The following is a 19,491-nucleotide window of genomic DNA, read 5'->3' as shown; positions in this document are numbered from 1 at the left end:
CCAAGATGCTGCGGGCGCCAATGAAGCGGGAATGGGGAATGGGGAATGGGGAATCGTAGAAGCGGGAACGCGGGCGTTCGCGCTTAGGGGCTCCAGTAGAGGGTCGGAGGCTGCGGGGCGCCGAGCAGCACCGAGCGGATCGGCAAGGCGTTGCGCGGATCGCGCTGGGCGTTGTCGAGCACGGCGCGCTTCTTCTCGCCTTCGATGTGCAGGTACAGCGCCGGCGCGGTGAAGATCGCGCTCAAGGTCAGGGTTATGCGCGGCTCGGGCATCGCGTCGGTGCGGATCGCCATCACCGGCGCGCGGCCGCGCGGCTGCAGGCCGATCTCGCGCAGCGCCGGGTTGTCGCGACCCAGGTCCGGGAACAGCGAAGCGACATGGCCGTCGTCGCCCATGCCGAGCACGGCGACGTCCAGCGGCAGGCCTTCGTTGGCGATCTTGGTCATTACCGGCATCAGCGCCGCTTCCGGGGTCGGCGTCGGCCGGTACATCGGCAGCAGGCGCGCCGCGGCGGCGTTGTGCTGCAGCAGATGTTCGCGCAGCAGGCGTTCGTTGGAGCGCGGATGCTCCGGCGGCAGCCAGCGCTCGTCGATCGGCAGCACGGTGACCCGCGCCCAGTCCAGGGTCTGGGTCGACAGCGCCTGGAAGAAGCGCTTGGGCGTGTTGCCGCCGGACAGGGCGATGCAGGCCTCGCCGTGGCGGGCCAGCGCGCCGCGCAGGTCGGCGGCGACCTGGCGCGCCAGCGCCTGGGCCAGTTGTTCGCTGTCGTCGAACAGGCGCTCGTGCAGCGGCAGGGGCAAGGGTTCGATCACTTTCAGTCGCTCAGCCTGCATCTTCATGCCAGGTCCTCCCATCGCGTTCGATCAGGGCCACCGCGGCGCTCGGGCCCCAGCTGCCGGCGGTGTACGGGCGCGCCGCATCGGCGCTCGCCGCCCAGGCGGCGCGGATCGGGTCGATCCATTTCCAGGCCGCGTCGACTTCGTCGCGGCGCATGAACAACATCGGATTGCCGCGCACCACGTCCATCAGCAGGCGCTCGTAAGCGTCGGCCTGGCGCCCGCCGAACGCGGCGGCGAAGCTCATGTCCAGCGGCACGTGGCGCAGGCGCAGGCCGCCGGGGCCGGGCACCTTGTTCATCAGCCACAGCTTCACGCCTTCGTCGGGCTGCAGGCGCAGCACCAGCTTGTTCGGCGCCAACCGGCTGGACGGGTCCTGCTCGGTCAGGTCTTCGAAGATCGAATGCGGCACCTGGCGGAAGGTGACCACGATTTCCGAGACGCGCTCGGCCAGGCGCTTGCCGGTGCGCAGGTAGAACGGCACCCCGGCCCAGCGCCAGTTCTTCACTTCGGCCTTCAGCGCGACGAAGGTTTCGGTCAGCGACTGCGCGCCGAGCTCCTGCGCATAGCCCGGCACCGCGCGGCCCTCGACCGCGCCGGCCTTGTACTGGCCGCGCACGGTGAACTGGGCGGCGTTGCCGTTCTCGATCGGGCGCAGCGCGCGCAGCACTTTCAGCTTCTCGTCGCGGATCGCGTCGGCGGCGAGCGAGGACGGCGGCTCCATCGCCACCAGGCACAGCAGCTGCAGCAGATGGTTCTGGACCATGTCGCGCAGCGCGCCGGACTTGTCGTAGTACGGCGCGCGCGATTCCACGCCGACGGTCTCGGCGACGGTGATCTGCACGTGGTCGATGTGCTCGGCCTTCCACAACGGCTCGAACAGCGCGTTGCCGAAACGCAGCGCGGTGAGGTTCTGCACCGTCTCCTTGCCGAGGTAATGGTCGATGCGAAAGATCTGGGTCTCGGCGAACACCCGCGCCAATGCGTCGTTGATGGTGTCGGCGCTGGCGCCGTCCTTGCCGAGCGGCTTTTCCACCACCACCCGCGTCTTCGGGTTGACCAGGCCGTGCGACTGCAGGCGGTCGCCGACCACGCCGAACAGGTCCGGGCCGACCGCGAGGTAGAACACCCGCACCCGCTCCTGGTCGGGGAACTCGGCCGCGAACTCCGGCCAGCCGCCGTCGGAGCTCAGGTCCAGGCGGCGGTAGTGCAGCAGCGCCAGGAACCCGTCCAGGGCCTCGCCCTGCTGGGCCTGTTCGCCGGCGAAGCTGCGCAGCGCCTCGCGCACCTTGCCGCGGTAGTCCTCGTCGCTGCGCTCGTCGCGGGCAATGCCGACCAGGCGGGTGCCGGCGACGATCTGGCCGTCGACGTAGCGGTGGAACAGCGCCGGCAGCAGCTTGCGCAGGGCCAGGTCGCCGGTGCCGCCGAAGATCACCAGATCGAACGGGGCCAACGGCGCCAGATGCGGCGCCTGGGACGGGGACGGTACGGAGTAGACGCTCATGGTCGGGCTCGAACTGGTCTGGGTGAAACCATACCAGCAAAGATACCAGTAAGATACCACTCCGACAAATTAACCTGAATTCAACGATTTAGACGCGTTCTACGCGCCTTTGTTGCCGCCATTGGTCTTGCACTGGTATCTTTTCACACTATGCAGCCCTATCTGCTCGACGAGTTCCGCCGGCAGTCCGACGCGCGACGCGCGCCGGCCTACCAGCACCTGCGCCGGACCCTCCAGCACGCGATCGAGAACGGCGAGCTGACCGCCGGCCAGGCCCTGCCCGGCGAACGCGAGCTGGGCAAATGGCTGGACCTGTCGCGGGTCACCGTGCGCAAGGCCATCGCCGGCCTGGTCGCCGACGGCCTGCTGGTGCAGCGCCAGGGCGCCGGCACCTTCGTCGCCGAGCGCATCGTCAAATCCTTCTCGCGCCTGACCAGCTTCACCGACGACCTGCGCGCGCGCGGCCTCGACCCGCGCTCGACCTTCCTCGAGCGCGGCGTCGGCGAGGTCACTCCGGAAGAGGCGATGGCGCTGAACCTGTCGCCCGGCGCGCAGGTGGTTCGTTACTACCGCTTGCGCACCGCCGACGGCGTGGCGCTCGCACTCGAGCGCACCGTCGTGCCTTTGGCGGTGCTGCCCGACCCGACGCTCGTCGAAAACTCGCTGTACGAAGCCTTCGCCAAGCTCGGCATCCGCCCCAGCCGCGCCCTGCAGCGGCTGCGCGCGATCGCCTTCGACGCCGAGCAGGCGCGGCTGATGAACCTGCCCGAAGGCGCGCCCGGATTGTTCATCGAACGCCGCACCTTCCTCGACGACGGCCGCGTCGTCGAATTCACCCGGTCCTTCTACCGCGGCGACGCCTACGACTTCGTCGCCGAACTACAGAGCGAAACCACGCCGTGACCACCCAGACCCTGCTCGACCCGACCGGTACCCGCATGTACGCCGAGGCGCAGGAGGCCGGCGACGCGGTCGCGCGCCAGTTCGCCGCTAACGCCGATCTCGTCGACGACCTGGTCGACCGCCTGCGCCAGCGTCCGCCGCGCTTCATCGTCACCTGCGCGCGCGGTAGCTCCGATCACGCCGCCACCTACGGCAAGTACCTGTTCGAAACCCAGCTCGGCCTGGTCACCGCCTCGGCCTCGCCGTCGGTGGGTTCGGTGTATGCGGTCAAGCCGCAGCTGCAGGACGCGCTGTTCGTCGCCGTCTCGCAGTCGGGCAAGAGCCCGGACCTGGTGCGCAACGCCGAAATCGCCAAGGCCGCCGGCGCCCATGTCGTCGCCCTGGTCAACGTGACCGACTCGCCGCTGGCCCAGGTCGCCGACACCGTGCTCGGCCTGCACGCCGGCCCGGAAACCAGCGTCGCGGCGACCAAGAGCTATCTGTGCTCGCTGGCCGCGCTGCTGCAGCTGACCGCGCGCTGGAGCCACGAGGCGCGGCTGTTCGACGCCGTGCACGCCCTGCCCGAGGCGCTGCGCGAAGCCTCGCGCCAGGACTGGTCGGCGCTGGTCGAAGGCCTGGTCGATGCGCGCAACCTGTTCGTGATCGGTCGCGGCCTCGGCCTGGGCGCGGCCCAGGAGGCGGCGCTGAAGTTCAAGGAAACCTGCGGCCTGCACGCCGAGGCGTTCAGCAGCGCCGAGGTCAAGCACGGGCCGATGGCGATCGTCGGGCCCGGCTTTCCGGTGCTGGCCTTCGCCCAGGACGACGGCACCGGCGACGGCACGGTCGCGGTGGCGCGCGAGTTCCGCCAGCGCGGCGCGCCGGTGTGGCTGGCCGCGCCGGGCATCCACGGCGGCGACAGCCTGCCGCTGGCGCGCTCGCTGCATCCGGCGATGACCCCGCTGATCACCGTGGCCAGCTTCTACAAGGCGGTGAACGCCTTGTCGGTGGCGCGCGGGCACAACCCGGACCTGCCGCCGCACCTCAACAAAGTCACCGAAACGGTTTGAGGCCCACGCCATGACCGCTACCGCTTTCGTCAACGCTCGCGTGCTCGGCGAGCGCGGCTTCGAGTCCGACCTCAGCGTGATCGTCGAGGAAGGCCACATCGTCGCGGTGCTGCCCGGCCCGGCGCCGCGCGGCGCCGAGGCGATCGACCTGCGCGGCCGCTACCTGGTGCCCGGCTTCATCGACACCCAGGTCAACGGCGGCGGCGATGTGCTGTTCAACGACGAGCCGACGGTCGAAGGCGTGCGCCGCATCGCCCAGGCGCACCGCCGGTTCGGCACCACCGGCCTGCTGCCGACCCTGATCAGCGACGACGTCGCGACCATGCGCGAGGCGATCGGCGCGGTGCGCGAAGCGATGCACCAGGGCCTGCCCGGCGTGCTCGGCATCCACCTGGAAGGCCCCTACCTGGCGCAGGCGCGCAAGGGCGTGCACGACCCGGACAAGTTCCACACCCCGGGCGAGGACGAACTGGACCTGGTCGCCTCGCTCGGCATCGGCCGGACCATGCTGACCCTGGCCCCGGAACGTTTCGACGACGCCGTGCTGCAGGCCCTGGCCGCGCGCGGCGTGCTGGTCTGCGCCGGCCACACCGCCGCCGACTACCAGCGCCTGCGCTCGGCCTTCGCCCACGGCGTGCGCGGCGCGACCCATCTGTTCAACGCCATGACCCCGCTCGGCAGCCGCGAGCCCGGCGGCGTCGGCGCCTGCCTCGACGACCCCGACAGCTGGTGCGGAGTGATCGTCGACGGCGAACACGTGCACGACGCCTCGCTGCGCATCGCCATCGCCGCCAAGCCGCGCGGCAAGATCATGCTGGTCACCGATGCGATGCCGCCGGTCGGCGGCGAGCAGGAGGATTTCGTCCTCTACGGCCAGACCATGACCTGCCGCAACGGCAAGTGCAGCACCGCCGAGGGCACCCTGGCCGGCTCCGCGCTGGACATGGCCAGCGCCGTGCGCAACACCGTGCGCCGGCTCGGCCTGCCGCTGGACGAAGCCTGCCGCATGGCCTCGGCCTACCCCGCCGACTTCCTCGGCCTGGGCGACGAACTGGGCCGGATCGCGCCGGGCTACCGCGCCGACCTGGTCGCGCTGGACGAAGACCTGCAGGTGACGGGGACCTGGATCGGCGGCTTGCCGTAAGCGCCGCCGGTCTTCGCTAAATCCGCTCCGGCGGGGTTTCGACGCCGAGCAGGATCGGGTTGAACACCTCCAGCACGGTCGCGAACCCGACCGGCCGCGAGCCTTCGCTGAGCTCCAGGCGGCGTCCGACCCAAAGCGTGCCCGGGTAGTGTTCGGGGGTCAGCAGCCACACCTCGGCCTCGGCGGATTCCCCGCTGAGGACTTCGGTCGCATCCAGAAAACGATGCCGCGCCGACGTGTGGTAATCCGGCCGGATGCGATAGTGCGGCCGGTAGTCGTCGAGCACGCGCCTGCGCCCACCGTCCGCGCCGAGCCCGGTCAATTCGAAGCGCACGCGCGCATCGGCGCCGCGCGAACGGTTGGAGGAGGTCCAGAGCACGCGATTCGGCTCATGGGGCTGCACCGCCAGGCGCCCGATCGCGGCGATCCCCGCTTCCATGCGCAGCCGCGCCGAGGGGTTGGCCGAATGCACGCGGATGAGCGGCGGCGAGAAGCCGTCCAGGGCGACGGCTTCCTCGATCCAGGCGATCACGTCGTAGCCGGTGCCGCGCGCGTCGTCGCCCAGGTCGTGGTCCAGGCTGATCTCGGTCACGCCGCCCTGGCGCAGCAGGGCGATGGCCTGGTCCGGCCAATACACCCGCACCCAGCCTTCGGGCGTGGAGCGCTCGTCGTCGAGATAGACACGCATGGCGGCAATCTAGTCGATGCGGCTGGCGCTGCGCCAGGAGCGCGGCGCCGCCCTTGTAGGAGCGGCGTGAGCCGCGACAGCCGAAGCGGTGAGATACCACGCCATTCGCCGAGATCCGGGAACGACAAATCGCAGCCGCAGGTCCGAATTTCGCCGGAGTACGCTTACGTCCACCGCTTCGGCTGTCGCGGCTCACGCCGCTCCTACAGGGGATTGGCGCGCCAGTCCTGGCGCAGCAGGCCGTACAGGGCGGTGTCGGAGACTTCGCCGGCGACGATCCAGCGCTCGCGCAGCAGGCCTTCGCGGACGAAGCCCAGGCGCTCCAGGCAACGCACCGAGGCGCGGTTGCGCGGATCGGTGTCGGCCTCGATGCGGTGCAGGTCGAGCGCGTCGAAGCCGTAGTCGAGCAGGGCGCGCAGCGCTTCGCGCATATAGCCCTGCGACCAGGCTGCGGCGGCGAGCACGTAGCCGAGTTCGGCGCGACGGTTCTGCGCATCGAGCTGGAACAGGGTGCAGTAGCCGATCAGGCCGCCGTCGCGCTCGATGCCCAGGCGCAGGTACTGCCCGGACGCCATCGCCTCGCGGTCGCGCGCGATCAAGGCTTCGGCCTGGCCGATCGCCTCCCACGGCGGCGAACTCCAGTAGCGCATCACCTGCGGATCGGAGCAGATCGCCAGCAAGGCCGGCGCATCGTCGGGCCGCAAGGGACGCAGCGACAGGCGTTGCGTGGTCAGGACGACGGAATCGAAGGCGGCCATGCGCGCATGGTAGCCGCGCCCGGGATCGGGCATCGCGAATCGGCAACGCGCCTCCGCCGGCGCTCAGCCCGCGCGCGGCGTCCCGCAATCCGCGCAAAAGCTCGCGCGCTGCGTGCGCAGGGGCTTGCCGCAGTGGGCGCAGGGCGGGCCGATCTCGCTGAGCCGATGGTGATCGATCGCAAAGGCCTCGAAGAAACTGCAGTCCGGGTCGACCACCGGATAGCCCACCAGGCTCTGGTAGAAGTCCGCGACGACTTCGAAGCGGCTCTTCGCTGGCTGCGGCAAGAGCCGGCCGGCGGCGTCGCGGCTGCCTTCGCGCTTGAGATCGCGAACGTAGTCTTCGATCAGCGCCCGGTACCGCGCCCACTCGGCTTCGTCGAGCATCGGCACCACGCGCTTGCATCGCCAGCAGTACAGGTCCTGGGTCACGCCTCCTCCTCGGCGTCGAACATCATCGGGCCGGCGGCGCGGCCGAGCCGGACCGGTGCGCTCGCGCCGCCGTGTCCGTCGCCGCCTCCCCGGCGCGGCCGCGAATCATGGCACGGCCCGGAACCCAAGCGCGGGCCCGGCAATGCGCTTCGGTACGGATGTCGCATTCAGCCGGCGCGCGCCGCCCGGCCGGGCGCTCCCGGGCGCCGCCTGGCGGCCCGATTCGGCACAAAGGCTATAATTCCGAGTCTTTGTTCGGGCCTCGGCGCGCCACCGCCGTCCCGCCGGACGCCGCCCCGCCCCCGCCAGCCAACCCGCGGCACCGCCGCGAGAGCCCGCCATGACCAGCACCGCAGAACTCAGCTCGCCGTCCTCGGCGAACACCGAACTGACCAATTCCGTACTCGATCCGGATTACACCCTGGAGCACAAGTACACCCGTCAGGAAGGCCGCATCTATCTGTCCGGCGTGCAGGCGCTGGTGCGCCTGCCGCTGATGCAGCGGCTGCGCGACCAGGCCGCGGGGCTGAACACCGCCGGCTTCATCTCCGGTTACCGCGGCTCGCCGCTGGGCGGTTTCGACCTGGAGCTGTGGCGCGCGCGCAAGCACCTGGAAGCGTCCGGAGTGAAGTTCACCCCGGGCCTCAATGAGGACCTGGGCGCGACCATGGTCTGGGGCACCCAGCAGACCAACCTGTTCCCGGGCGCCAAGGTCGAGGGCGTGTACGGCATGTGGTACGGCAAGGGCCCGGGCGTGGACCGCACCGGCGACGTGTTCAAGCACGCCAATGCCGCCGGCACCAGCAAGTACGGCGGCGTGCTGGCGCTGGCCGCCGACGACCACGCTTGCCGCTCCTCGACCCTGCCGCACGGCTCGGAAGGCGAGTTCACCAGCGCGATGATGCCGATCCTCAACCCGGCCGGGGTGCAGGACATCCTCGACATGGGCCTGATCGGCTGGGCGATGTCGCGCTACACCGGCCGCTGGGTCGGCTTCAAGACCATCGCCGAGACGGTCGAATCCTCGGCCTCGGTCGACGTCAATCCGCTGGCGCTGCAGATCGTCACTCCCGACGACTTCGTGGTGCCGCCGGGCGGGCTCAACATCCGCTGGCCGGACCCGCCGATGGACCAGGAGATGCGCCTGCACCAGTACGCGGTCAAGGCCGCGCAGGCCTTCGCCCGCGCCAACCGCATCGACCGGATCGTGATCGATTCGCCGACCCCGCGCCTGGGCATCATCACCACCGGCAAGAGCTACCTCGACGTGCTGCAGGCCCTGGAATACCTGGGCCTGGACGCGCGCGCCTGCGCCGACCTGGGCATCCGCGTGTACAAGGTCGGCATGACCTGGCCGCTGGAGCCGGTCGGCCTGCGTGCGTTCGCGCGCGGCCTGGACGACATCCTGGTGGTCGAGGAGAAGCACGCCTTCATCGAAAGCCAGATGAAGGAGTCGATGTACAACTGGGACGGTGGCCGCCGCCCGTCGATCGTCGGCAAGTACGACGAGAACGGCGAGTGGATCCTGCCCTCGACCGGCGAGCTGACCCCGGCGCGCATCGCCGGCGTGATCGCGCGCCGCATCCAGCGTTTCCACAACTCCGAGCAGATGCAGAACGTGCTGCGCTGGATGGAGGAGAAGGAAAGCGAGCTGGCCCTGCCGCGCGCCGCGTTCCCGCGCGTGCCGCACTACTGCTCGGGCTGCCCGCACAACACCTCCACGGTGGTGCCGGAAGGGTCGCGCGCGCTCGGCGGCATCGGCTGCCATTACATGGTCACCTGGATGGACCGCGACACCAACACCTTCACCCAGATGGGCGGCGAAGGCGTGACCTGGTGCGGCCAGGCCGGTTTCACCGAAACCGATCACGTGTTCCAGAACCTCGGCGACGGCACCTATTTCCACAGCGGCTCGCTGGCGATCCGCCAGTCGGTCGCCGCCGGCGTCAACATCACCTACAAGATCCTCTACAACGACGCGGTGGCGATGACCGGCGGCCAGCCGGTCGACGGCCAACTGTCGGTGCCGCAGATCGCCCACCAGGTGCGTTCGGAAGGCGTGCACACGATCGTCCTGTTGTCGGACGACATCGCCAAGTGGAACAAGCGCGAGCTGTTCCCCAGCGACGTCGAGTTCCACGACCGCAAGGAACTGGACGCGATCCAGAAGCGCCTGCGCACGGTCAAGGGCGTCAGCGTGCTGATCTACGACCAGACCTGCGCCACCGAGAAGCGCCGCCGGCGCAAGCGCGGCAAGATGGTCGACCCGCAGAAGCGGGTGATGGTCAACACCCTGGTCTGCGAAGGCTGCGGCGATTGCGGCAAGAAGTCGTTCTGCGTCTCGGTGCTGCCGAAGGAAACCGAGTTCGGCCGCAAGCGCGAGATCGACCAGTCGAACTGCAACAAGGACTATTCCTGCGTGAATGGTTTTTGCCCCAGCTTCGTCACCGTCGAAGGCGGCGGGCTGAAGAAGAAGAAGGGCTCGTCGGCCAAGGACCGCTTGTCCGACCTGCCGATGCCGGTGCTGCCGTCGCTGGACCAGCCCTGGAACATCCTCATCACCGGCGTCGGCGGCACCGGCGTGGTCACCATCGGCGCCCTGCTCGGCATGGCCGGCCACCTGGAAGGCAAGGGCGCCAGCGTGCTCGACCAGACCGGCCTGGCGCAGAAGGGCGGCGCGGTCACCACCCACATCCGCATCGCCAAGACCCCGGAAGACATCCACGCCGTGCGCATCGCCGCCGGCGAGGCCGACCTGGTGCTGGGCTGCGACATGGTCGTGGTCAACGACTACTGGGCGCTGTCGAAGATCCGCGCCGGCCGCAGCCAGGTCGTGCTCAACAGCTACGAAGCGATGCCGGGCACCTTCACCACCCGTCCGGACATGCAGTTCCCGGCCACCGACATCGTCGCCGCGATCAAGCTCGCGCTCGGCGACCAGGACCCGCACCTGGTCGACGCGACCCAGCTCGCCACCGCCCTGCTCGGCGACGCCATCGCCGCCAACCTGTTCATCCTCGGCTACGCCTGGCAGCGCGCGCTGGTGCCGATCGCCTTCGATGCGCTGATGCGCGCGATCGAGCTCAACGGCGCGGCGATCGAGATGAACAAGACCGCCTTCGCCTGGGGCCGCCTGGCCGCGATCGATCCGCGCGCGGTGGCCGAAGCCGCCGGCGTGGTCCGCAAGGTGCCGACCGCCGCCGAAGCCACCCCGCACGATCTGCCGCACCTCAAGCCCGGCGAATGGGAAGGCAACGAATGGGGCGCGACCTCGGCGCCGCGCGCGACCCGCAACGAAGACGAACTGCGCCACGTGCCGGCGACGGCCGCCGACGGCGACGGCGTCGCCTTCCTGCCGCTCGACGACCTGCGCCTGTCGCGCTCGCTCGACGAACTGATCGCGCGCCGCGTCGCCTTCCTCACCGACTACCAGGACGCCGCCTACGCCAAGCGCTACAGCGACTTCGTCGCCAAGGTGCGCGAGGCCGAACAGAAGAAGGCGCCGGGCTCGACCGATCTGGCCGAGGCGGTGGCGCGCTACTTCTTCAAGCTGATGGCCTACAAGGACGAGTACGAAGTCGCGCGCCTGTACACCAGCGGCGAGTTCCAGCGCCGCCTGCAGCAGCAGTTCGACGGCGACTACAAGCTCAAGTTCCACCTCGCCCCGCCGCTGCTGGCGAAGAAGGACGCGCAGGGCCGGCTGATCAAGCAGGAGTTCGGCCCCTGGGTGTTCACCGCGTTCAAGTGGATGGCCAAGCTGCGCGGCCTGCGCGGCGGCACCTTCGACATCTTCGGCTACACCGAAGAGCGCAAGATGGAACGCCGCCTGATCGCCGAGTACGAGCAGACCGTCGGCGACCTGCTGTCCTCGCTGGACGGCGGCAACGTCGACCTGGCGGCGGAAATCGCCAGCATCCCCGAGCACATCCGCGGCTACGGCCACGTCAAGGAAGACCACCTGCACAAGGCCAAGGCGCGCGAAGCGGAGCTGCTGAAGGAATTCCGCAACCCGCTGCGGATCGTGCAGGCGGCCTGAGCCGGCCGGCACCTGCGACGACGAAACGCCCCGCGCTTGCGGGGCGTTTCGTTTTGCGCGCCCGGCCCGGGCGGCGAGGACGGCGGAGATCGCGGTTCGGCCGCGACGGTATTCGCGGACGCTGCGAGAGCGGCCCGCCGCCGCGCTTCAGATCGCCCGCAGGGCTTGCCGCACCAGGCCCGCGCTGGCCTCGTCGCCGGCGCTGACCATCGCGTAGTTGTAGCCGCCGCGCGACCAGTACTGGGCCAGCAGGCCGCCGTCGCGGCGGTCGCCGCGCGGCAGCAGGTAATGGCGCGGACCCGGCGGGCGGATGTAGAAGCTGATCGCCGCGCCGGTCGGGTCCTGGTACAGCACCAGCGCCGCGGCGCCCTGGTCGGTGGCGAGCGCGCGCGCGCTCACCGGACGATAGCCTGCGGCGCTCAGGTCGGGCAGGCGCATGGGCTCGCGGAAGTTCGCATCCAGCCACGCCTGCACCTCGCCGGCGCCGGCATCGGTGCGCAGATCGCGGCGCGCGGCGAACAATCGGTGCGCGGCGATCGCGTCGGCCATCGGCGCGGTCGCGATCATCGACCGCGGCGCGGGGCGGCTCCATTCGCGCGCCTGCCAGCCGCCGATGCCGCCGACGCCCAGGCTCAGCAACACCGTCGCGGCGACCGCGTAGCGCGCGCTGCGCCGGCGCGCGAGGCCGGCGCGCAGGCGCGCGGGGTCGAGCAGCGGATCGGGCGGCGGCGCGGCGCCGGCGAGGCCAGCGCGCAGTTGCTGCGCGTCGCGCTGCCAGGCCTGCAGTTCGGCCAGCCGTTCGGGCTGGCGCGCCAGCCAGGCCTCGACCTCGGCGCGACGCTCGGGCGCCAGGCGTCCGTCGATGTAGGCGTGCAGGTCGTGTTCGTCGGGGGCGTAGTGGCTCATACGGAACTCGCAAACGTAAACGGAATACGGCGGCGCGGAATGCGGCGCGACGACCTCATTTCAGCAGCCTCAGCGGCGGCGTCGCGGTCTCGCCTTCGCTGAGGCGCCGCAACGCCTGGCGCGCGCGCGACAGCCGCGACATCACCGTGCCGATAGGCACCTCGAGGATCTCGGCCACTTGCTGATAGCTCAGGCCTTCGACCGACACCCACAACAGCAGGCTGCGCTGCTCCACCGGCAACTGCTGCAAGGCTTCCAGCGCCGAGCGCGCGACCACCTCGCGTTCGGCCGAAGGCTGGCTTTCCGCCGCCCCCAGGCCGATCCGCGCGAGCAGGCCGGCGTAGCGCTGGGCGCGGCGCTGGCCGTCGAGGAACTGGCGGTAGAGGATCGAGAACAGCCACGGCCGCAGCGCCGCCGCGTCGCGGCGCTGGCCCCAGCCGGCGATCGCGCGTTCCAGCGCGCTCTGGACCAGATCGTCGGCGGCGTGCGGGTCGCGCGCCAGCCAGCGGGCGAAGCGTCGCAGCGAGGGCAGTTGTTCGCGCAGAGCCTGGTCGAGTTCGTGCGGGGACATGAGCGCAGAGCCGATTCGGAGAGGGTTCGTCCGTAGGACGCCGCCGGCCGCAGTTTATTCCCGCGGCGCGGTCGCGGCTTATGACCGAAGGAAATCCCCGTGGGACGCCGCTCCTACAAAGGGCAGCGTCGCGCTTGGCCAATCCCCAATCACGAATCCCTAATCCCGGCGGGAATAAGCCGCGCCGGCGCGCGTCGTATCCAGTATCGCAGCCACGGCCTTGCCCATGAACGAGCCTCTCGCCCCGCCCCGACCGCCCGTCCCCCTCGCTCGCTGGGCCCTGATCGCGCTCGCGGTCGGCGGCCTCGGCGCCGTTTTCGCCTACGTCGCCGGCCCGCTCGACCCGCAACGGCTGACCCCGCAGCGCCTGGTCGACCAGTTGCAGGCCAACGGCGGCGCGCATCCGGGCTATCGCCGCAACCATGCCAAGGGCGTGTGCGTGATCGGCCGCTTCGACAGCAGCGGCGCGGCCGCGCGCTATTCGCGCGCGGCGCTGTTCGCGCCCGGCGCCCGCACCCCGCTGGTCGGCCGCTTCGCCCTGCCCGGCGGCAACCCGCATGCACCCGACGGCGGCGTGCCGATCCGCAGCCTGGCCCTGCGCCTGATCCAGGCCGACGGCCAGCAATGGCGCACCGGCATGAACAACATGCCGGTGTTTCCGGTCGCCACGCCGCAGGCGTTCTACGAACAACTGCGCGCCACCGCGCCCGATCCGGCCACCGGCAAGCCCGATCCGGCGCGGCAGCAGGCCTTCTTCGCCGCGCATCCGGAAACCGCCGCGTTCCGCGCCTGGATCAAGGACCAGCGGCCGTCGGCCAGCTATGCGACCGAGCCTTACTACGGCCTCAACGCGTTCTACTTCGTCGCCGCCGACGGCGCGCGCCGGGCGGTGCGTTGGCGGGTCGAACCCGACAACGGCGCGGCCGCCGCGCCGCTGGGCGCGCAGGAGCGCGAGACGCTCGGCGCCGAACTACAACAACGCCTCGCCCGCGGGCCACTGCGTTGGACGTTGTGGGCGACCCTGGCCGCGCCCGGCGATCCGGTCGACGACGCCAGCCGGGCCTGGCCCGCGCAACGCGAACAGATCGACGCCGGCACGGTGGTGATCGAGCGCGCCCAGGACCAGGACAGCGGCGCCTGCCGCGACATCAACTACGACCCGCTGATCCTGCCCGACGGCATCGTCGCTTCGGCCGATCCGCTGCTGCCGGCGCGCTCGGCCGCCTATGCCGAGTCCTACCGCCGCCGCAGCGCCGAAATCGCGCGCGCCGGCGGCCGTCCGCCCCAGGAGAGCGCACGATGAACCGCGACGAGACGATGTTCTGGTGGCCGGCGCGCGTCCTGCACTGGCTGATGGCGATCATGATCCTGACGATGCTGTTCGTCGGCGCGGGCCTGGTCGCGAGCGTATCGGAGCGGCACGCCTGGCTGCTGGCGCTGCACAAGCCGCTGGGGATCGCGATCCTGGCGCTGGCGGTGCTGCGCCTGGCGTTGCGGCGGCGGCATCGGCCGCCGCCGCTGCCGCGCGAACTCGGCGCGGCGCAGCGGTGGGCCGCGCGCATCTCGCATTGGCTGCTGTACGCGCTGATGCTGGCGATGCCGCTGATCGGTTGGGCGATGCTGTCGGCCGGCGGCTATCCGATCGAACTCGGCGCCGGCCTGCGGCTGCCGCCGATCGTGCCGTTCGACCCGGCCTGGTTCGCGCCGTTGCGCTGGCTGCACCGGACCCTGGCCTATGCCTTGTTCGCGCTGGTGCTGCTGCACCTGGGCGCGGCCCTGCATCACGGCTTGATCCGCCACGACGGAGTGTTGCGCAGCATGCTGTGGCGAAAGCGCGATACCGTCCCGGCAGCCGAAGACGAGGCGGGCTGAAGCAGGGCGCTCGCGCAGCGCGGGAAGCTCCCGCAAGCGCGATCGCGGACCGCGTCGATGCCGTCGCTGCGGTTTCGCCGTCGCGGCTTGTGACCGAAGGAAGTCCGCGAGGGGCACCGCTCCACCCCCGATGCCGGCACGCTCGCCGGCGTCGGCTAGCAAACGCGGTGCGCCGGCGTTAACCGGCCCTAGTCAATCCGTGCCCGCCGACCGGTTCGGTTTCGACGTGCGAATCGAAGCCGGCGATCAAGGACCGGGCCTGGGCGATCGCCGCCTGCACCTGCGGCAGCGCCAGCGAGGCGCGATGGCTGTCGGCGCGGTCCCAGACCTCGGTGATCCAGATCGCGTCGGCGTCCTTGGGATCGCGCGCGACCACGTAGCTCAGGCAGCCGGGCATCGCCTCGATGCCGTCGAGCAGGATCGCCAGCAGCGCATCGCGCTGGCCGGCGACGGCGGTCATTTTTCCGATCAGTCCGTACATGGCGGGGGCATCCGAAGAAGAAGGGACGGCGTGGGCCGGGGCCGTCGCGACTGTAGCGCCGAATCGAGGGCGGATCGCGGACAGCCGCGGCGCATTGCGCCGCCGCACCGGGCATCGCTCACTTCGGCGCGAAGATCCTGGTCAGGCGGTCCGGGGTGCCTTCGATGCGCTCCAGGCGCGGATACTTCAGGCCTTCGCGGTAATCGATCCGCACCGTGCGCACCAGGTCGGCGTTCTTGACGATCAGCTCGATCGGCTTGCCGTCCTTGGCCGCGGTCACCGCATCCTTGAGCCGTTCGCCGTTGGCGGCATAACCGTTCACCGCCAGCAGCACGCTGCCGGGCGCGATGCCGGCGTCGAAGGCCGGCCCGTCCCAACGCACCGAGACCACGTTGGCGTCGCTGTTGGCCACGCTCATGCCCAGCGAATAGGTCAGGTCGGTCGCCTTGCGCTCGCCCTCGGCGAGTTTCTGGTACTCGCTCGGAGTGTCGGCGAAGCTCAGCTTCCAGCCGCTCGCGGCCAGGCCGTCGAGCGGCGGCGCGTGGGCGTCCAGGCGCTGGCGCAGGAAGCCGGCCCAGTCGAACGCGGCGACGCGGTTCAGCGTCGCGACCACGTCCTCGAAGGCATAGGGCTTGACCTGGTAGTCGCCGTTCTCGCCGCCGAAGAAGCCGCGGGCGAAATCGTCGAGCGAACGCTTGTCGCCGCTGAGCTCGCGCAGCTTGGCGTCGACCGCGAGCCAGACCAACTGGCCGCCGCTGTAGTAGTCCTCGCTGAGCTGGTAGCTGCCGTAGGGCTTGGCCCGGCGCTGGGCGATCACCGGGTCGTAGGTGGTGTCCTGCAAGCTGCGCCAGGCCAGGCCCGGGCGGTCGTGGGCGTAGCGCGCCACCACCTGGGCCAGCGCGTCGCGGGCGAACTCGGGCTTCCACAGGCCCGAGCGCGCGGCCAGCACATAGCCCCAGTACTGGGTCTGGCCTTCGTAGACCCACAGCAGTTCGTCGTTCAAGGGCTGGTTGAAGTTGTCGGCCACCAGCCCGGTCGGGCGCCGGTATTTGCCGTTCCAGGCATGGACGAATTCGTGCGCGAGCAGGTCGCGGCCGGTCGCGCTGCCGCCGTCCCAGCCGGTGAAGTAGTCGGCGTCGACGCCGTTCTCGCTGGAGCGGTGATGCTCCAGGCCGATGCCGCTGAGCTGGCCCGACAGCGACAACAGGAAGTCGTAGCGGTCGTAAGGCTGCGAACCGAACAGCCGCCCGGCCTGCGTCACCAGTTCGCGATGCGGCTTGAGCTGCTCGGGCTTGGCTTCCAGGTACTTGGCTGCGTCGGCGACCACGTTGAGCCGGACCGGAATCTTGGCTCCGGGGGCGAGGTCGAACTGCTTGTAGTGGCGGCCGGCGAACACCGGCGAGTCCAGCAGGGTGTGCAGCGGCACCGGGCGATAGCGCAGGCGGTCGCCGTCGCGCGCTTCCAGTTCCAGCGCGGTGCCGGCCTGCCAGCCGGCCGGCAGGGTCAGGCTGGACGCGACCTCGATGCTGGGCGCCGGGATCCCGGCCGGGTACAGCGCGACCTGGTTCCATTGCAGGTTGAGCACATCCGGCGTCATCACCACCCGGCCCTGGTTGCCGGCGGTCGGGGTCAGCACGTCGAAACTCAGCTCCAGCTCGCTCACGCCTTCGGGCACGACCAGCTTGAACGCGTAGACGTTGAGCGGGTCGCGCTGCCAGGCGATGGCCTGGCCGTTGCCGCGGATGCGCAGGCCGGCGAGCTTGTCGATCGGCCCGGTCGGCGAATGATTGCCCTGGATCCATTGCGGATACAGCAGGGTCAGCGCGCCGGCCCGCACCGCGATGCGTTGCCGCGCGTGCAGCACCCGCCGCGACAGGTCGCTGGCGTCGACCTCCAGGCGCATGACGACGGAAGCGGCCGCCGGCGCCGGCGGCGCGGTCTGTGCGGCGGCCGGGGCCGTGGCGAGAGCGGTGGCGATCAGCAGCGGCAGGGCGGCGACGGCGAGTCGGGGCATGGCGAGTCCGGTTGCGCGAAGACGATCCCGCATCCTACCCATCGCACCCGCCCTGCCCCCTGCCATTCGGCATGGCCGCGACCCGCCGGGCCGGGCTTGGCCCGATCGCGCACAAGGCAAACGCAACGAGGGGACAAGGCGAGCCTGCCGCCGTGGTTTGCGCCAAGGCGGGAGCCCGGAACTTCGTCGGGGCATGGCGCTGAAGCCTCTGGATCCCCGCTTTCGCGGGGATGACGGGTTTGCGGAGACGCGACGAAGCCCGCCTATCATCGTTCCCGCGAACGCGAAATGACGCATCGGAGAGGCGCGGCGGGCCCTTCCTACCGTCGCTCCCGCGAAGGCGGGAGCCCAGGGCTTTATCCAGGCAAGAGGATCGGTTTGCGGATTGAACGCGCCGGGCGAAGATCCGGCCGCGACCGCAGTCGATCGCCGCGAACAGGCCCCGGTCTCAGCCGCGGCCCAGGCCCGCCATGATGCTCAACGCCACCGCTTCGGCGGCCTTGATCCCGTCCACGCCCGCCGACAGGATGCCGCCGGCATAGCCCGCGCCTTCGCCGGCCGGGAACAGGCCGCGGGTGTTGAGGCTGTGGCCGTCGGGACCGCGGGCGATCCGCACCGGCGAGGAGGTGCGCGTCTCCACCCCGGTCAACATCGCGTCGGCCATGGCGAAGCCCTTGATCTGCTTGTCGAACGCCGGCAAGGCTTCGCGGATCGCCGCGATCGCGTACTCGGGCAGCGAGTCGCCCAGATCGGTCAGGCGCACGCCCGGCGTGTACGACGGCTGCACCGCGCCGAGCGCGGTCGAGGGCCGGCCGGCGAGGAAATCGCCGACGGTCTGGCCGGGCGCGTCGTATTCGCCGCCGCCCAGGGCGAAGGCCTGCGCCTCCCAATGCCGCTGCAGGGCGATGCCGGCCAGCGGGCTGTCGCTGTCGTCGTAGGCGCGATAGTCCTCGGGGGTGATGCCGACCACGATCGCCGCATTGGCGTTGCGCTCGTTGCGCGAGTACTGGCTCATGCCGTTGGTGACCACTCGCCCGGGCTCGCTCGCGGCCGCGACCACGGTGCCGCCCGGACACATGCAGAAGCTGTACACCGAGCGGCCGTTGCGGCAGTGATGGACCAGCTTGTAGTCGGCCGCGCCGAGGATCTCGTGGCCGGCCTGCGGACCGAAGCGGGCGCGGTCGATCAGCGACTGCGGATGCTCGATGCGGAACCCGATCGAGAACGGCTTGGCTTCCATGTGCACGCCGCGCGCGTGCAGCATCGCGAAGGTGTCGCGCGCGCTGTGGCCGACCGCCAGCACCACGTGGTCGGCGCGCAATTGGCTGCCGTCGGCGAGCGCCACGCCGCGCAGTTGCCCGTCCTCGATCAGCACGTCCTCGACCCGCTGCGAGAAGCGGATTTCGCCGCCCAGCGACTCGATGGTTTCGCGCATGTTCTCGACCATCGAGACCAGGCGGAAGGTGCCGATGTGCGGCTTGCTGACGTAGAGGATCTCCTCCGGCGCGCCGGCCTTGACGAACTCGGTCAGCACCTTGCGGCCGTGGTGCTGCTTGTCGCTGATCTGGCTGTAGAGCTTGCCGTCGGAAAAGGTGCCGGCGCCGCCTTCGCCGAACTGCACGTTCGACTCCGGATTGAGCACGCGCTTGCGCCACAGGCCGAAGGTGTCGACGGTGCGCTCGCGCACCGCCTTGCCGCGTTCCAGGATGATCGGACGGAAGCCCATCTGCGCCAGCACCAGGCCGGCGAACAGGCCGCAGGGGCCCATGCCGATCACGATCGGCCGCAGCGGCAGCGCCTCCGGCGCGCGGGCGACGAATTTGTATTCGGTGTCCGGGGTCGGCAGCACCTTGACCTTGCCCGCATCGGCCGCGCCCTTGCGCGCGCCGGCGGTCGCTGCCGCGGCGGCCTGCTCGCGCTGCAGGATCTCGGCCGCGCGCGGCGTGTCCACGTCGATCGAATAGATCAGTTCGATGCCGCCGCGCTTGCGCGCGTCGTAGCTGCGCTTGGCGACGGTGTAGCCGGTCAGTTCGGCCGCGGCGAGGCCGAGGCGGGCGAGGATGGCGTCGGTGAGCGCGCTGGCCGGATGGTCCAGCGGCAGTCGGAGGTCGGTGAGTCGAAGCATGGCGATATTCTAGAGGCTTCGGTCGCGAGCGGTTTTCTGGCCGCGGCGTGGGGCGCCGGTTTCGCGACGACCCGGCGCCGGACGGCCCTCGCTCCGGCCCGCTCCGCTTTGCGCCTGCTTCGGTCGGCTTTGCACTTCCTTCGGTCGCCGCCGCGGGCGAGGGGCGGGAAGCGCTCGC

Annotated in this window: 16 protein-coding genes; 6 read left to right on the top strand and 10 right to left on the bottom strand. The window is 70.6% G+C overall.

The window, feature by feature from the left end; genetic code table 11:
- Window positions 1-83: 83 nt before the first annotated feature.
- Both pgl and zwf read right to left on the bottom strand, forming a co-directional pair.
- Window positions 84-839: a 6-phosphogluconolactonase gene (gene pgl, locus K4L06_RS07605; protein ID WP_221670823.1), complete on the bottom strand. Its 756-nt coding sequence runs from the start codon at window positions 837-839 to the stop codon at window positions 84-86.
- A complete protein-coding gene (gene zwf / locus K4L06_RS07600) occupies window positions 823-2,340 on the bottom strand; it encodes a glucose-6-phosphate dehydrogenase (protein ID WP_221670822.1) in 1,518 nt (505 codons plus the stop codon). Before zwf ends, pgl begins: the two co-directional genes overlap by 17 nt.
- A gap of 150 nt (window positions 2,341-2,490) precedes the next feature.
- On the opposite strand from zwf, the gene K4L06_RS07595 reads away from it, so the two are divergent.
- From K4L06_RS07595 to nagA, 3 genes are read left to right on the top strand one after another with little or no spacing between them, the layout of a single operon-like run.
- Window positions 2,491-3,243: a GntR family transcriptional regulator gene (locus K4L06_RS07595; protein ID WP_221670821.1), complete on the top strand. Its 753-nt coding sequence runs from the start codon at window positions 2,491-2,493 to the stop codon at window positions 3,241-3,243.
- Window positions 3,244-3,278: 35 nt separating this feature from the next.
- The gene (locus K4L06_RS07590) at window positions 3,279-4,289 is read left to right on the top strand and encodes an SIS domain-containing protein (RefSeq protein WP_221673558.1); all 1,011 of its coding nucleotides are present in this window, start codon (window positions 3,279-3,281) and stop codon (window positions 4,287-4,289) included.
- A gap of 10 nt (window positions 4,290-4,299) precedes the next feature.
- The gene (gene nagA, locus K4L06_RS07585) at window positions 4,300-5,433 is read left to right on the top strand and encodes an N-acetylglucosamine-6-phosphate deacetylase (protein ID WP_221670820.1); all 1,134 of its coding nucleotides are present in this window, start codon (window positions 4,300-4,302) and stop codon (window positions 5,431-5,433) included.
- Window positions 5,434-5,449: 16 nt separating this feature from the next.
- Here nagA and K4L06_RS07580 read toward each other — a convergent pair whose 3' ends face one another.
- The 3 genes from K4L06_RS07580 to K4L06_RS07570 form a co-directional block, all read right to left on the bottom strand.
- Window positions 5,450-6,121, bottom strand: coding sequence for a cyclic-phosphate processing receiver domain-containing protein (locus K4L06_RS07580; RefSeq protein ID WP_221670819.1), 672 nt, complete (start codon window positions 6,119-6,121; stop codon window positions 5,450-5,452).
- Between the two features lie 203 nt (window positions 6,122-6,324).
- Entirely contained in the window at window positions 6,325-6,912 is a 588-nt protein-coding gene (locus tag K4L06_RS07575; protein ID WP_255595018.1) for a GNAT family protein, read from the bottom strand.
- Between the two features lie 30 nt (window positions 6,913-6,942).
- Entirely contained in the window at window positions 6,943-7,308 is a 366-nt protein-coding gene (locus K4L06_RS07570) for a hypothetical protein (protein ID WP_221670818.1), read from the bottom strand.
- A 340-nt stretch (window positions 7,309-7,648) separates the two neighbouring features.
- Here K4L06_RS07570 and K4L06_RS07565 point away from each other — a divergent pair, with 340 nt between their 5' ends.
- Window positions 7,649-11,344 (top strand): indolepyruvate ferredoxin oxidoreductase family protein, encoded by a 3,696-nt coding sequence (locus tag K4L06_RS07565; protein WP_221670817.1) that lies wholly within the window; start codon window positions 7,649-7,651, stop codon window positions 11,342-11,344.
- 147 nt (window positions 11,345-11,491) lie between these two features.
- Here the strand turns inward: K4L06_RS07565 and K4L06_RS07560 are convergent, their stop codons facing one another.
- Window positions 11,492-12,250 carry an anti-sigma factor gene (locus tag K4L06_RS07560; protein ID WP_221670816.1) on the bottom strand — a complete coding sequence of 253 codons (759 nt, stop codon included), beginning with the start codon at window positions 12,248-12,250 and terminating at the stop codon, window positions 11,492-11,494.
- Between the two features lie 55 nt (window positions 12,251-12,305).
- The gene (locus tag K4L06_RS07555) at window positions 12,306-12,821 is read right to left on the bottom strand and encodes a sigma-70 family RNA polymerase sigma factor (RefSeq protein WP_221670815.1); all 516 of its coding nucleotides are present in this window, start codon (window positions 12,819-12,821) and stop codon (window positions 12,306-12,308) included.
- A 226-nt stretch (window positions 12,822-13,047) separates the two neighbouring features.
- Between K4L06_RS07555 and K4L06_RS07550 the strand changes: the two genes are divergently transcribed.
- Entirely contained in the window at window positions 13,048-14,124 is a 1,077-nt protein-coding gene (locus K4L06_RS07550; RefSeq protein WP_221670814.1) for a catalase family peroxidase, read from the top strand.
- Window positions 14,121-14,693 (top strand): cytochrome b/b6 domain-containing protein, encoded by a 573-nt coding sequence (locus K4L06_RS07545; protein WP_221670813.1) that lies wholly within the window; start codon window positions 14,121-14,123, stop codon window positions 14,691-14,693. The genes K4L06_RS07550 and K4L06_RS07545 overlap by 4 nt, the downstream gene beginning before the upstream one ends.
- A 178-nt stretch (window positions 14,694-14,871) precedes the next feature.
- On the opposite strand, the gene K4L06_RS07540 is transcribed toward K4L06_RS07545, so the two are convergent.
- From K4L06_RS07540 to K4L06_RS07530, 3 genes are all read right to left on the bottom strand, one after another.
- Window positions 14,872-15,174 (bottom strand): putative quinol monooxygenase, encoded by a 303-nt coding sequence (locus K4L06_RS07540; protein WP_221670812.1) that lies wholly within the window; start codon window positions 15,172-15,174, stop codon window positions 14,872-14,874.
- Between the two features lie 118 nt (window positions 15,175-15,292).
- Window positions 15,293-17,188, bottom strand: a complete 1,896-nt coding sequence (locus K4L06_RS07535; protein ID WP_221670811.1) for a peptidase M61 — start codon at window positions 17,186-17,188, stop codon at window positions 15,293-15,295.
- A gap of 448 nt (window positions 17,189-17,636) precedes the next feature.
- On the bottom strand, window positions 17,637-19,313 hold the full coding sequence (locus tag K4L06_RS07530; protein ID WP_221670810.1) for an NAD(P)/FAD-dependent oxidoreductase: 1,677 nt from the start codon (window positions 19,311-19,313) through the stop codon (window positions 17,637-17,639).
- Between the last annotated feature and the right edge of the window lie 178 nt (window positions 19,314-19,491).

The sequence above is a fragment of the Lysobacter sp. BMK333-48F3 genome, assembly GCF_019733395.1.
GTDB lineage: Bacteria > Pseudomonadota > Gammaproteobacteria > Xanthomonadales > Xanthomonadaceae > Lysobacter.
Note: the sequence above shows the minus strand (reverse complement) of the source record. Positions and strands in the feature narration are given on the sequence as shown.

Bases quoted from the DNA above. Each gene is read 5' to 3' on its own strand.
- pgl (WP_221670823.1), bottom strand. From the start codon at position 839: ATGAAGATGCAGGCTGAGCGACTGAAAGTGATCGAACCCTTGCCCCTG.
- zwf (WP_221670822.1), bottom strand. From the start codon at position 2,340: ATGAGCGTCTACTCCGTACCGTCCCCGTCCCAGGCGCCGCATCTGGCG.
- K4L06_RS07595 (WP_221670821.1), top strand. From the start codon at position 2,491: ATGCAGCCCTATCTGCTCGACGAGTTCCGCCGGCAGTCCGACGCGCGA.
- K4L06_RS07590 (WP_221673558.1), top strand. From the start codon at position 3,279: ATGTACGCCGAGGCGCAGGAGGCCGGCGACGCGGTCGCGCGCCAGTTC.
- nagA (WP_221670820.1), top strand. From the start codon at position 4,300: ATGACCGCTACCGCTTTCGTCAACGCTCGCGTGCTCGGCGAGCGCGGC.
- K4L06_RS07580 (WP_221670819.1), bottom strand. From the start codon at position 6,121: ATGCGTGTCTATCTCGACGACGAGCGCTCCACGCCCGAAGGCTGGGTG.
- K4L06_RS07575 (WP_255595018.1), bottom strand. From the start codon at position 6,912: ATGCCCGATCCCGGGCGCGGCTACCATGCGCGCATGGCCGCCTTCGAT.
- K4L06_RS07565 (WP_221670817.1), top strand. From the start codon at position 7,649: ATGACCAGCACCGCAGAACTCAGCTCGCCGTCCTCGGCGAACACCGAA.
- K4L06_RS07560 (WP_221670816.1), bottom strand. From the start codon at position 12,250: ATGAGCCACTACGCCCCCGACGAACACGACCTGCACGCCTACATCGAC.
- K4L06_RS07555 (WP_221670815.1), bottom strand. From the start codon at position 12,821: ATGTCCCCGCACGAACTCGACCAGGCTCTGCGCGAACAACTGCCCTCG.
- K4L06_RS07550 (WP_221670814.1), top strand. From the start codon at position 13,048: ATGAACGAGCCTCTCGCCCCGCCCCGACCGCCCGTCCCCCTCGCTCGC.
- K4L06_RS07545 (WP_221670813.1), top strand. From the start codon at position 14,121: ATGAACCGCGACGAGACGATGTTCTGGTGGCCGGCGCGCGTCCTGCAC.
- K4L06_RS07540 (WP_221670812.1), bottom strand. From the start codon at position 15,174: ATGTACGGACTGATCGGAAAAATGACCGCCGTCGCCGGCCAGCGCGAT.
- K4L06_RS07535 (WP_221670811.1), bottom strand. From the start codon at position 17,188: ATGCCCCGACTCGCCGTCGCCGCCCTGCCGCTGCTGATCGCCACCGCT.
- K4L06_RS07530 (WP_221670810.1), bottom strand. From the start codon at position 19,313: ATGCTTCGACTCACCGACCTCCGACTGCCGCTGGACCATCCGGCCAGC.